This window comes from Pseudomonas sp. PDM31 (assembly GCF_019218965.1).
GTDB lineage: Bacteria > Pseudomonadota > Gammaproteobacteria > Pseudomonadales > Pseudomonadaceae > Aquipseudomonas.
Window position 1 is genome coordinate 73,875 of sequence record NZ_JAHUWS010000012.1, and the last position, 12,703, is coordinate 86,577.

The 12,703-nt window shown below is 55.9% G+C and carries 8 protein-coding genes and 1 pseudogene; 6 read left to right on the forward strand and 3 right to left on the reverse strand.

Annotated features, from left to right (window positions below):
* The first annotated feature begins 20 nt into the window (after window positions 1–20).
* The gene (locus KW839_RS22095; RefSeq protein ID WP_218425503.1) at window positions 21–278 is read left to right on the forward strand and encodes a hypothetical protein; all 258 of its coding nucleotides are present in this window, start codon (window positions 21–23) and stop codon (window positions 276–278) included.
* A 10-nt stretch (window positions 279–288) separates the two neighbouring features.
* Window positions 289–1,350: an ADP-ribosylglycohydrolase family protein gene (locus tag KW839_RS22100; RefSeq protein ID WP_218425504.1), complete on the forward strand. Its 1,062-nt coding sequence runs from the start codon at window positions 289–291 to the stop codon at window positions 1,348–1,350.
* A gap of 723 nt (window positions 1,351–2,073) precedes the next feature.
* Here KW839_RS22100 and KW839_RS22105 read toward each other — a convergent pair.
* Window positions 2,074–2,712 carry a hypothetical protein gene (locus KW839_RS22105; protein ID WP_218425505.1) on the reverse strand — a complete coding sequence of 213 codons (639 nt, stop codon included), beginning with the start codon at window positions 2,710–2,712 and terminating at the stop codon, window positions 2,074–2,076.
* A 277-nt stretch (window positions 2,713–2,989) separates the two neighbouring features.
* Between KW839_RS22105 and KW839_RS22110 the strand changes: the two are divergent.
* Window positions 2,990–3,202 (forward strand): annotated as a pseudogene (locus tag KW839_RS22110) (IS5/IS1182 family transposase); the annotation flags it as partial.
* A gap of 254 nt (window positions 3,203–3,456) precedes the next feature.
* On the opposite strand, the gene KW839_RS22115 reads toward KW839_RS22110, so the two are convergent.
* Both KW839_RS22115 and KW839_RS22120 read right to left on the reverse strand, forming a co-directional pair.
* Window positions 3,457–5,163, reverse strand: a complete 1,707-nt coding sequence (locus KW839_RS22115; protein WP_218425506.1) for a LeoA/HP0731 family dynamin-like GTPase — start codon at window positions 5,161–5,163, stop codon at window positions 3,457–3,459.
* Between the two features lie 11 nt (window positions 5,164–5,174).
* Window positions 5,175–7,364, reverse strand: a complete 2,190-nt coding sequence (locus tag KW839_RS22120) for a hypothetical protein (RefSeq protein WP_218425507.1) — start codon at window positions 7,362–7,364, stop codon at window positions 5,175–5,177.
* 873 nt (window positions 7,365–8,237) lie between these two features.
* Between KW839_RS22120 and KW839_RS22125 the strand changes: the two genes are divergently transcribed.
* Genes KW839_RS22125 through KW839_RS22135 form a run of 3 tightly spaced genes read left to right on the forward strand, consistent with a single transcriptional unit; the run spans window position 8,238 to window position 12,548 of the window.
* Window positions 8,238–8,972 (forward strand): hypothetical protein, encoded by a 735-nt coding sequence (locus KW839_RS22125; RefSeq protein ID WP_218425509.1) that lies wholly within the window; start codon window positions 8,238–8,240, stop codon window positions 8,970–8,972.
* Window positions 8,973–8,989: 17 nt separating this feature from the next.
* On the forward strand, window positions 8,990–10,489 hold the full coding sequence (locus tag KW839_RS22130; RefSeq protein WP_218425510.1) for a DUF262 domain-containing protein: 1,500 nt from the start codon (window positions 8,990–8,992) through the stop codon (window positions 10,487–10,489).
* On the forward strand, window positions 10,479–12,548 hold the full coding sequence (locus KW839_RS22135) for a DUF262 domain-containing protein (protein WP_218425511.1): 2,070 nt from the start codon (window positions 10,479–10,481) through the stop codon (window positions 12,546–12,548). The genes KW839_RS22130 and KW839_RS22135 overlap by 11 nt, the downstream gene beginning before the upstream one ends.
* Window positions 12,549–12,703: the final 155 nt, after the last annotated feature.

Sequence of the window (12,703 nt, forward strand, 5' to 3'; positions counted from 1 at the left end):
AGTCACGAAAGGAAGTGGACATGAGTATGTCGGAAGTGGTTTCGACAGGGGCATTGGTGATGATGGGGGCAATCCTGCTGGTGCTTCTGCATCAGTGTCTGAGGTTGCGTGAGCTCTGGCAGATGGCCATGGACTGCCAAAAGAATGCGCGCTGGTCGCGGATTTGGGAGGCGGAGAACCGGGAGTTGCGTTCGGCGCTGCGCGCTGAAAAAGCGCACATCGAGCAGTTGCAAAGAAAGCTGGTGATTCTGCAGGAATTGATCCCGGCAGAGGGATGAGGGAAAGGACATGAACAGACTTGAACGGATCAAGGGCTGCCTGCTCGGCGGCGCCGTCGGTGATGCGCTAGGCGCCCCCGTGGAGTTTCTTGAGTGGTCGGCAATCGAAGCTAAGTTCGGTCCACAAGGTATCGTTGATTTTGCCCCTGCTTTCGGTACCACCGGCGCCATCACCGACGACACTCAGATGATGCTTTTCACCGCAGAGGGCTTGCTGCGGGCGTATGTGCACGACAGCTCACGAGGGACTTGCCACGTCCCCAGCATTATTCATCATGCGTTGCTGCGCTGGCTGATAACCCAGGACTACCCTACGGCGATGCCGATCGGCGTGGACGGCTGGCTGATCGAGCAATCGGAGCTCTGGTCTCGGCGCGCCCCTGGCACTACTTGCCTAGGTGCACTCAAGGCAAGTCCGCGGCTGGGCGCAGTTGCCGAGAACAACAGCAAAGGCTGTGGCGCCTTGATGCGCGTTGCGCCCTGCGCCTTTTTTGCAAACGCCTTTGACTACGCTGTCCAATCAGGGCGCCTGACTCACGGACATCCTACGGGCTACCTGGCGGCCGGGTTGTTTGCCGATATTCTCCAGCGCATTGTCAATCGGCAAGACAGCTTGGAGCACGCGATTACTCAGAGCCTGGCCGAGTATGGACAAGTGCCCGGTATGGAAGAAACCCGGAGCTTCATTGAACGTGTGCTTTTCTTCTTTTACGAGGGCTACCAGCCCACGCCGCAACGCATAGGCGAACTCGGTGGCGGTTGGGTCGCCGAAGAAACGCTGGTTATCGGATTGTGGTGCGCCCTGGCAGCACCTTCGTTCGAAGAAGGCGTGATCACGGCGGTGAATCACAGTGGCGATAGCGACAGCACCGGGCTCATCGCCGGGCACTTGTTGGGTGTTCAGTATGGTGCTGCGGCGATTCCTGCTCGGTGGTTCGAGCAATTGGAGCTGCGTGAGGTGATTGTGCAAATCGCCGAGGACATTGAGCGCATTCCGCGTGAGTACTGTGGTTATGGTGGAGAGTTCGATCAGCAGATCGAGCTGGCGTATCCCGCTGGCCGAGAGCGCTGATGGAGACGATTATGGATAAATTTTCAGGAGAGCTGCGATGCCTATAAGGCCCAGGCCATTTACGTTTGTGTGTGGTGAATGCGGTTGGAAGAAAACGGTGGCCTCCCGGAGTGATGCGCTGGGACCGGGGGAGTGGTTCAAGCAGTGCCCGAAATGCGGGAGCGAATCGTTGAAGATGCGCGATGCGGGGTGGGTTCAGCGGACGTTAGCAGAGTTGCTTCTGCGTCTCTAAGTGCGTTGCCCAGTGATATCTGGGTGGAGTCGCGATATGGCAAAAGGCCAATTATTCACGAGGCCGCTCGGCCGATCACGACACTCCCCGTCGTGCTGGTCTCTCATGCTCGCCTCATCAGCATGCCGAGCGATGGATTACACGATCCGAACCGCTGAAACCTATAAACCCTAAGAGGTCGTAACATGAAAAATCTGTTCGCAATTGTTGGCGTCATCGTCGTCGCCAAGAAGGGCTACGAGTTCTTCCGTGAATACATGGAGATGAAACAGGAGCTGGGCAAGTGCACCGCTGATTCGGACTGACAAACTCCGGCAGCGTCGACCACTTCTTTTTTAGACTACCAACTGGTGTTTTCTCTATGCCTTGGCCGCCCATCCTTTTATCCAAAGCGGGCGAAGTGCTGGTACGTATTATCGCCAGCCTAGATAACTAACGAGCTGCAGGGAGGGCTCAGTCCTCACCGATCTTTGACCTGCTGCGCACGATGTTCATCGCATGTTTGGGTTGGTAGATATCTGTGGGCTAACTGCTGGGAGTGGGGCGAGTCGGTAAAGGGCGGAGCCAAGCAGTTCAAAGAACAGCTCTCCTGACGTTGCATTTGGTGCTGTGGATGCTGTGGGCCATAGCGTCGAGTGTTCCTGCACATGAGCGCAAAGATTCTGAATTAGCTGGCTCTGTTGTCGAAGTTCTTCTAATTCTTTCTGCCGGAGACCTGGGCTGAACAACAGTGCCAAAACCTGCCTCTCGGCCAAGGATATCTCGGTGAACTCCCGACTGTGACGACTCAGCCAGCGAGAAATCATTCGAATGTCTTCATGATTACGAGCATCGCTCACTTGAAGTTGTGCCACGCGAATCTCATCTGCACCGACGACCACTCGGCATGCAACGTAGCAGTCGCCGTTGGCAAGCGGGGCGCTGGCGTTCTCCAGAGCTAATTTGGGAGTCCCACTGGCATAAACGGCATGCCGGCGCGATGGCATCGAATCCGGTCGTAGCCACTCCCAAAGGTTATCGACAACGTAAGGAACATTGCTGGGAATTCGCAGGGTACTCTGGCGTCGATACCCTTCAGAGGATTCGGCCAGCTTGCTTTCGGGGATTGCTCGGAATAAATCAACAGTCATGGTCCAGCACTCAGTACGTTCGATCCTGAGTCAAACAGGATTTAGGGGCGGTTAGTTCTTTGGCCTAAGCTGTGAAATTCGGGCGCATGCCACAAAAACTGACTCCAGTAATGCTACTTGTAATACGAGAACAAAGGTTATCGATCGCCCTGGAATGCTTGACGGCGAATAACTCGCCGGTGAGCGCTTATTATTGCCGGCCTAGAAGGAAAAGATCGACAGCCTCGAAGCAGAGAAGGCTTGACCCACCTGCGCAACGGTAATCGACGCGATGTAGGTTCGGTTGGAGCATGACCCGGGAAAGTTGAGGGTTGGCCACCAGACTGTTGAACATCCTTTTGGAACGCTCAAATATTGGATGAGTGCAACCCACTTCCTGACTAAAACAATTCCGCGGGTAAGTACCGAAATTAGCCCTCATGTGCTCGCCGACGACCTCAAACGAATGATGCGTATCTCTGGCATCGCAGGACTGCTTGAAGCGATCTAGGTATAAATCCACACCTGCTCGCCCGTTAAAAATCGTTTGGGCCGCTGACGCGGCCCAAACGACATTACGAATGTCTATGTAGCTGACTAAGGCAATTCGCGCTTCCGCATGCTGATCCCACAGGCATCATCAGTGCGTAAGGACCACAAGCACCGTCGGCATCGCCCTGACGCAAATGCACCTGTTCGCCATTCAAGACGCTCTTTGGAAAAACCATTAATCAGCGGCGCACGCAAATCGTGTTGATTATGATCTTACCCTTCGATCCGGGTGAATTCGGCTTCGATCAATTCCCCGGTTTGGCGCCATTCCCGGAATTGTTCACGTAGTTTTTTCTGCGTATCGATGGCGACCTGAACATCAGCAGCATTGGCATCAAGCGAGGCGTAGTCGGGGAAGAATCGCTCCTCGAACGAGACGTCCTGAATCATATTCAACAGTTCTTCACGCTGGTTGTTGAAGTTGTCCACCATCTCTGCAATGGCCTGTCTGAACTGATCCTCGCGTTTCTTGCGCTCATAGCTGTCCCAGGCTTCCAGTGCCAGGCCTGCAACCGACAGGATACCGTTGAGGTTTTTCGCCAGGTTAACCGCGCCCCAAGGCTTGAATTTAAGTGCCTTGCCCAAATCCACGCCGAGGGTCTTGGCCACGTTGACGATGCCGTCGCGGGCAGCCAGAATGCTGCCGTTGTTGATCAGGTTGCCCTTGATCACATAGTTCACGCCTTGCTTGCCCAGGTTGATCACGTTGGTGTTGAAGTGATCGATTTCGGAGTCGAAACTTAGGCGCATGCGGCTGAGTTCCTGGCTCACCCCGTTCAGTTGACGATCGAATTCGTTTTGCAGGCGTGTGGTCACCATGACCCCATCACGTCCAATCTCGCGCTCGAAGAACTCCTTGAAGGTCTCTTGGGTCAGCCCTTCAGTGCGCATGATCAACCCGGAAAAATAACGGGTGACAAATTCGCGCAGGCCAATACGTACCTCACCGATTTGACCCTTGGCACCATCGAGCTGACGACTGAGCGTGCGGCTGACGCCGCTGAGGCGCTCTACTTCTTCGCCCAGGCGTTGGTCGTTTTCCACCGCCACTGGTAACTCTTTGTGCAGCACGTCGAGGATCACACTCTTTCGCGCTTGCTCGACGATCACCGCAGAGCCACCGCTGGACTGGATCTTGCCGGCGGTTGCTTGTTGCAGGTTATTGATGTGCGAAAGTGTCTTGAACTGCTCGATCCGCTCGAGCCAATAATCGGTGCCCATGTCGAACGGATTCGCCGCCACTGCGACGATACTCAGTGCCGCCACCTCCGCGTCGCTAGCACCGATGGACTCGCGAAGCCTGCTCTCGACATTGCTGCGTTTAACCTGCAGGTGCTGCGCATAGCTGGCCTCATCCTCCACGTCGGCCACTTCGTCGAAACGGCTCAACACGAAAACGGTGCGCGGCAGCAGGTCGAGCGTGCGGAACAACCAGTTCAGGTCATCTTTATGGCTGTCCTTGATCGGGTTGGTCGAGTTCATCACGTACAGCACCAGGTGTGCTTCGCTGACGTATTTGCGTGTGATGTCCTTGTACTTCTCCATCGAATTTATATCGGCGTTGAACTGTTCCTTGAAACCGAACAGCCCTGGGGTATCGATCAACACGAAGTTCTCATCTACTTCGTATACTTTCACCTCGTTCGATGACTCCTGCTGGCTGATATTCATGCTGGATTTGTCGAGACGCTCCATCCAGGCCGCAGCGATGGACGTCTTACCTTCAGAGAAACCACCGATCAGGGCAATTTTCAGCTTGTCGTTGGCCAGGTTCTGACTGGCATGTTCGAGCTTGCTCAGCAGTGTCGGGTCGATGTTGACGCCCAGTGCCGCGCCTTTTTCGAGAAACACTCGCAGTTTGTCTAGTAGTGCCAGAGCCTTGTTGTTTTGATTCAGAAAGAGCTCAAGGGTCGAGTTCATAGTGCAGTTCCTTATGCTTTGAGGTCGCTGGCTATCTTTTTCAGGCCGAGGTGGGCAGCGTCGAGTTTTTGGTTGATGTGCCGTGCCTGCAGGGCGGGTTGCCGAAGAACGGTACGGATTTGTTCGATTTTCACTTCCAGTGGCGGCAGCGCCTGCGCGAGGGTTTCGCGGAAACTGTCGCGGATCGCCTCGCAAGCGTTTTCGAGGTTATTGTCGGTGGCTTTGCGCTGTTGGCCTTTCTTGTAATCACTGTCGAAAAAGCTCCACACGGCCTTTGCGAGACTGACCAGTAGCGTCGCCACGCCAATGGACATCAGTACCCAGCCGGCGGGGTTCCAGAACAACACTGCACCACCGGCCAGGCTGGCCAACAAGCCTACGACGTTGATCCCGTTGTCGATGTTCACGTTCAGGCTGAAGTCTCCGGCTAGGCGTGCCTTGCCGATCTGTGAGTAGCCGGCCAGCAGGTCTTTGGCATGAGCCTCGAAACGCTGGACGATTTCGCTGACATTCTTCTGGAACTGCTCGACTTGCTTGTCGAGTGCTGTCGGGAGTTTTTCCTGCAGTGCCGACTGCTCACTCCGTAGCGCCTGCTCCAGTGCTTCTTTGAAATCATCATTGCTGATGTCATCGTCGATGCAGTCGTAAACGCGGTTGCGCACGGAGTCTTCAAACTCGCCGATGGCCTGCTCGCCCGCATTGCTCAGGCGGCTGTTGAGGGACTTGAACGCAATTTGCAACTGGTGACAGGCATTCTCGGCTTCCTCGTTCAACTTTTTCGCCAGCGGAGCGAACTGCGCGACCTGGATGGCTTTCACTTCTGAGCAAACGTCGGTTACCGCCAGTTGAACCTTGTTCATGTTCGAGCGGCGTATCTTGGCCTGTACGTTTGTGACCAGGTCTCGAGTCAGGTGCCGATAGAACTGCTTGACGCCGGATTTTTCCAGCAGCGCGTCTGGCGCCATGGCCTCGAGGAATTTCTTGCGGCTGGTCGCTATCGTGGAGCGTGGTACCAGGCAATCCGCTGCTGCATAGAACGCGGGCAATGCGCAGAGGGTCATGCTGCGCTGGTAATGCTCGCCCAGCTGCTCGCGCATGATCTGGTCAAGATCATCCAGGCTGACCTGCTCGTCAGGGCTGATCAATGCGGGTTTTTGCAGGGCCATTGGGTTGGTGATGCGTTTGTTGTAGAGCGTCCAGACTTCCGTCTGCGCTCCCAGTTGTGCCTGGATTTTTTCCAGGGTGCCAGGACGGCCGGCATCTCCGGTCTGCGGCGGGGCCGCTTTGGACGTTACGTAGAACACCGCATGGGCACGCTTGACCGCGTTGTTTATCTGCTCGCTGACCTTGCGCTCGTCGCCCTCAATGCCGGGAACATCGAGCAACTGGAAATGCTGGCCTTCTGACTCAAAGGCGTACGCTTGGGTTTGACGGGTGAAGTCAGCGCGGCCATCACCGATGATGCTGCCGTCTTCGAAGGCGGACAGTTGCTGTAGACCATCCAGTGCCGTTGCATGACGCTGGCAGGTTTCGCCTAGCTGAGACTGAATCTCTTCGCTTTGCTGACGTAGCCTGGTCAGTTCGGTTTCACGCTGTATGGACAGTACGGAGGCGCCGGCCTGCAATTGCACCAGAGCGATTTCTTCGGGAAGCTTGCGCAGCAGGTTGAGAATGCGCTGGATCAGACTAGCGCTTCGTTTCTGTTCTTCGATACGCGTGCGCAGGGTGTCTTCTTGCAACTGCTGTTCGACTTGGCGCTGGTCATGGCGAGCGTCGGCGTCAGTCGTTGCACTTTTGGCCAGAACCAAGTGGCTGCTCAGCGACTCGATTTCGGTTTCCAGTGCCTGCAACGCCGCTTCGCTTAGCCCCGACTGCTGCTGCAACGCGAGGAAGCGCTGACGTTGCTCACATTTGGTGTTTTCCTTAAGCAAGATGCGCAAGGTTTCAATCAGAGTCGACTTGCCAGCGTTGGTTTCGCCATAGAAAGCAACGGTGAAGGTCTTGTGTTCAGCGTTGTCCTTTAGCTCGTTAATTGCCTTGGTCAGCGTCTGTTCGATTTCCTGTAGTTTGCTTTGCGCCTCTACCTGAGCCGAGGCTAGGCTTGGATCGTCGGCGCCCCGTGCCAAAGCTTTGAGCAAGGTGCTGATGTGGTCGATAAGTTTAAGGTAGAGGCCTTCGGAGAGGTCTTCGGCGGCAGTCATGGTGTCTTCCTGTCTGACTAAATGTAATCGATTCGCCGCAGCGACTTGTTGCTACCCCAGACTCATGGGTCGCGCAAGTTGTGTTCAGGCGATGTACCCCCAGTCATCTCTGCGATCCGAGGCATGCATAAGGAGGCGTGGTGCGGGATGTTGAGCAACTTATCGTCCTTGCTGGCTCGTATGGATCACCGTCGACATCGGTACAATGCTGGCGTCTGGCTATCGGCCCTCAGTGAATAAACTTTAATTTTGGTAGCGACTACTTGTTTCGCTGACTCGGAATTTAGAGATAGCTCGCACATCAATCAGGACGTAGTGATCAACCCCCATCCAGTTATGCGACAACCCCATTGCCGCCGACAACGCCGATGGGGCTCGTTGAGCCATTGCTCAAGAAGATGTTGTGCAACGATGAAATTCGATTTAGAGCAGTCCCATGACGAGGTGTCGGAGCATTGGCGTTCTCTCTACCCGAGAACCATTGATTTGTCCGACACTGAGCCGTAGATCACTGTATCGACACAACTTTTCTGGCCCTGTTTTCCTTGATAGCTGACACTGACAGGTTGCCGGTAGCTGCTTCTTGAATAGGCATGGAGGGCTTTCTTGGGGCAGGTGGTGCTGACAGGGAGACGGATATGTCGACGCAGATAGTGTTGGGCGGTGGCAATGATCTGTCGGGGGAGCGCTCTGGCATGATTTTGGGGCTTGCTGCCACTGCAGTATCCCGGCACCATCTGCGCAATTAGCCATCCCCTTGCCATTATCGGGCGTGACCTCATCACACTCGGTCGAACGGATTTGCAAACCAGCTCATTACTTTGCCGCAAACGGCGACGTGCCCGCCCAAGACCTGTTCAAGGAATGAATGCAATGATCAAGAAATCGGTATCGGAGCTCGCGTTCGTCAATAGTGGGTCCCCGCTGCCCACCGTCGAGGTTGATTCGCAGTCCATCGAGAATGCTGGCTTCAGCATCTACCGCACCGTGATGCAGGTACTGACCCGGTTGGCCGAACAGGACGCATCACTGCGGGCGACTCTCTACATGTACGGTTCTGTTAGCGTCAATTTCCACGAACCGTGCTGGTCTGAATTCTTGTTGGTTGCAGGTCCCAAGAAAGTTCTGCTTGCCTTGGGCGCCGGCTTTGAGCAGTTGTCGACGGTGAAGTCGCGGTTTAGTGATTACATTTCGTCTTCTGCCGCCCTGCGCACGTTCCATCTCGAGGATGGTTTGGTATGGGAGCAAGAGGATGCCTGCACCTGGTATTCCCACGGCCAGAGTCTGGCAGACCTGACAGCTGAAGCCGAAGAGGGCAGTGACGATGCCGAGCCTATCGAGGAGGATGAGGAGGACGAGGTCTGGGATGTCGAGGAGCTGGATTCTTCGGATGAGCAGGATGAAGACCTGGCCGTTGTCACTGCCAGCCGGAAGGCGGCGCGGTATCGTGCCGCACGTTCGGATGCGAAGGTAAGCAGCATTCGGGCAGCGATCGAAGAAGTCTTTGGGTTGCCGGAAGGGTCAGTCGCACTATGTGGGCCAGATCGGCGTGCGCTGCGGGGTGATGCCCGGATCAGGACGTTGCGTAAACGCTGGGAGGAGAGCTGAGCAGGGGAGCTCGATCCATGACGCAGGAATCTCTTGTTCGGGTCAGCACCCTGTCATTCGCCGATGTGCTGAAGGCAAGTGACTGGCCATTGGCACTGGACAGCTATCAGCGCGGCTTCGTCTGGGGCCCGGACAAACTGATGCAACTGGCCAGTGACCTCGCAGAATTTGCAGAGCAGACGGACAACACCCTGCTTTACTACATGGGTGTGGTGTTGCTGCATCGCGATGCATACCAGTCGAGACGGTTCATCATCGATGGTCAGCAACGCATCACAGCGTTGTCGCTGTTGTACTATCGCGCTACCGGCATGCTGCCAGCGGGCCAGGCGCTCAGCTATTCGGGGCAATCCGCGCGGCATATCTCTGAAGGATTGCAGGCTTTGAAGCAGCTAGAGCCGATTGCGCGGGAGGTTATCGAAAAACTTCGTCTGACGGTGATCGAAGTGGACTGCACCGATCTTGCCTTCACCTTTTTCGATACCCAGAACAACCGCGGAGTGCGCCTAGAGGCCACCGACCTGCTCAAGGCTTATCACCTGCGTGCGATCGATCATGCAGATGGTGAGGGCAGGCTCAAGACAGCACTGCAGCAGCACTGCGCTGAGCGTTGGGAGTCACTGCAACGCCACCCCGCGATACTTTCTCCAGGTCAGGATTTCGCACCCAACCTATTCAATCGTTTTCTCTGGCGTGCGCGGCGTTGGCGCGGATCGCAAACGCCTGCGGGCAGGCACGAGGCGCTACTGGCCGAGTTCCAGCGCGACACTTGGCCCCATGTTGCAGACAGCCGCAGTCGTATCGATAGCGTGCCGCTCTACGCCACCCGGCACAATCGGCTGGCGACTGCGCTGACGCTGGCGGGCGACGGCGAGTACGTACTGCAGGGCAGTCAACTGCGTGTCAGCCACAACCCCGCAAACTTGCCGATGGCACTGCGCCAGCCCATTCATGCGGGTGTGGGATTCTTTCTCTACACAGATAAGTACTCCGCGCTGCTACAAAGGCTGATGAACGATCTTGAGCCATGCAGGCACGTGAGTTCGTTCCGCGTTATCTATCGACAGCTGCTGCGCAACAACCAGGAGTATCTGCGCGAGATATTTATGCTCTGCAGCTTGGTGTACGTGGATCAGTTCGAAGTTGAGCAACTGACTGCGTTTGCCCTGCGCCTGGAGTTTCTGCTGGGCGCGATTCGTCTGGAGAAAAAACAGGTCAAACAGGAGACCGCCGCCAACTTTTTCAGGCTGGCCGAGCTGAACCTGCTGGATGTGATTGCACAGAGTTACCACCCGAAACAGGTGCTGGATTTTCTGCAGCAACGGCAACAGGCCGTGGCGTCGTTGTACGCCAATGAAACGATTGAAGTGGGGAATGGTGTGCAGGGGCGATACAAAAGGGCTGTCCTGGAGTTCTATCGGGGACAAGCGGATTCTGAATGCCGCAGCCTTGCGGGCAAATCGCAATGGATCGAGGCGTTCCTGAAGGCTTTCCAGGAAGATCGCCATGAAAATTGATTCCAGCCTCTGCACTCTGGAACAGTTGGTCAACAAGCAAGACGCCGCCTGGTGCTTTAATGTGCCAATCTACCAGCGCTTGTACGTGTGGGGTGATGACCAGATCAAGACGCTGCTGACTGATATGGCTAATGCCTTCGATCGACGCGACACGCAGTTTTTCCTGGGTGGCACGCTGTTGGTGGAGAAAACCGCCGAGGAAGACCGCCATCAGGGCGTGCGCCGCTTCGACCTGATCGACGGGCAGCAGCGTTTCACCACGCTGTGGATGCTCAGCACGGTGGCGGTATGGAGCCAGGTGATGGGGGACTTCAGCAGGGTTGTGCTGAAGGACGGTGCGATTCCGCGCCTGCACTTCTCGATCCGAGAGCAGGTGAACGACTTTCTTGCCAGCATGATGCCGGGAAGTAGAGCGACGACCAGCGAAGCCATCGACACCCAGAGCATGAGAGAGGCACAGCAATTGATGACCTCCTTCGCGCAGACCTACAAGCGTGCGGACGGCGGGCCTGTGGATGATGAATATCTCAAGGCGCTGGCCGGCTTTGTTTATCGCAACGTCTCGCTGGTGCTCACACAGGTGCCCGAGGGCATGGACTTGAATAAGCTGTTCGAAGTCATCAATAATCGTGGCATCCAGCTACAGCACCACGAGATTCTCAAGGCCAGGCTGCTGCGTGACATCCCCGCAGAAAGCCGTTCCCGCTACGCGGCATTGTGGAATGCCTGTGCCGACATGAGTGGTTTTGTCGAGCGCAATCTTTGCCTGGAAACCCAACTGGAGGCGCATCAGCTGGGTGATCTCTATAACAAGGGGCAACTGCTGCATGCAGGCGCCGTGCACGGGCTGCTGAGCCGAAAGGTTGACGCCGCGCAAGCGGAAGGCGACGAGCGACTGACCTTACAAGCTATCGTTGACGGCGGGCTTACCGATATCGGCACGGATCCGACAGCCATCGCCGTGGATGATGGAGAAGCGTCCTGGGCGCGAAGCATTATCGGCTTTCCGCTCTTCTTGCTTCATGTGCTGCGCATTTGGTTGAAGGAGCAAGGGCAGGCGGATCTGCCCCGCGTGCTAGATCGCCAGTTGCTCGCTTTGTTCGAGGCGCACTTGCTGGTGCCGTCGGAGTCAATACAGCGTACGGCGAGGGCGCAGGGATTCATCGATCTGCTCTGGCGTATGCGCGTGCTGTGGGATGAGTACGTCATCAAGTGGGTCGATCAAGGCGATGAAGAGATCCACCAGGTTTGCCATACCTCGATTTCTGCCAGTGATGACAAGCGTTACATCAATCGCAGTCGTGACAATTCCCTGCATCAGGGCCTGTCGTTGCTGCAGAGCATGCTGTATCACTCGCAGGAGATCACCACTCATTACTGGCTGACGCCATTTCTCTACTTCATCCACAAGCATGCGCACACGGTGCGTGGTGGTGGTGGTGGTGGTGGTGGTGGTGGTGGTGGTGGTGGTGGTGGTGGCGAGGTGGAGCGCTATTACGGCTTCCTGTGTCATCTGGATAACCAGTTGCTGGGGGAGGCTACCAACAAACCGCTGGTCACACGTACCCGCTCGTTCATGGACGAGCCCTGGCGCACCGCATCTGCACTCCAGTTCGAGGATGTGCTGCCGTGGAGCCACGGCGTTGATTTTGCGCATTACTGGTTCTACAAGCTGGACTTCGTGCTCTGGCATGAACAGCAACGTGACCATGAGTTATGGGGCAATTTCCGTTTTACCGCAAAGAACTCGGTAGAGCATATTTCGCCGCAGAACCCACAAGCGACCGACACCAACAAGGTCTCGAAGGATTGGCTGGACCGCTTCGGCAATCTCGCGCTTGTCTCGCGCAGTATCAACTCAGAGTACGGCAATCTTCCCTACAACGAAAAGCGCCAGCGATTCCTTAACAAGCGGGCGCTCGAGAAGCGGCCTGACTCCTTGAAAATGGACTTGATCTATTCGGAAAATGAGTGGGGGGATGCCTCGGCCGATGCTCATCAGACGGCAATGCTGGCGGCACTGCGACGCCATTACCAAAGGGGTTTCAACCTCGACTAACCGCAAGCAGATGTAGGGCATAATCGACATGCTCTAGCTCTATCCCCTCCAGCCAGGTAAGGTTCAGTAGCGGCGTTAAGCCATCTTTTTCTTATGGTCAATACAATTTTTCGGGCGGAGCTGAGAATTCTGTTTACTTACAGCCTTTTCGTCGA

Bases quoted from the DNA above. Each gene is read 5' to 3' on its own strand.
- KW839_RS22095 (WP_218425503.1), top strand. From the start codon at position 21: ATGAGTATGTCGGAAGTGGTTTCGACAGGGGCATTGGTGATGATGGGG.
- KW839_RS22100 (WP_218425504.1), top strand. From the start codon at position 289: ATGAACAGACTTGAACGGATCAAGGGCTGCCTGCTCGGCGGCGCCGTC.
- KW839_RS22105 (WP_218425505.1), bottom strand. From the start codon at position 2,712: ATGACTGTTGATTTATTCCGAGCAATCCCCGAAAGCAAGCTGGCCGAA.
- KW839_RS22115 (WP_218425506.1), bottom strand. From the start codon at position 5,163: ATGAACTCGACCCTTGAGCTCTTTCTGAATCAAAACAACAAGGCTCTG.
- KW839_RS22120 (WP_218425507.1), bottom strand. From the start codon at position 7,364: ATGACTGCCGCCGAAGACCTCTCCGAAGGCCTCTACCTTAAACTTATC.
- KW839_RS22125 (WP_218425509.1), top strand. From the start codon at position 8,238: ATGATCAAGAAATCGGTATCGGAGCTCGCGTTCGTCAATAGTGGGTCC.
- KW839_RS22130 (WP_218425510.1), top strand. From the start codon at position 8,990: ATGACGCAGGAATCTCTTGTTCGGGTCAGCACCCTGTCATTCGCCGAT.
- KW839_RS22135 (WP_218425511.1), top strand. From the start codon at position 10,479: ATGAAAATTGATTCCAGCCTCTGCACTCTGGAACAGTTGGTCAACAAG.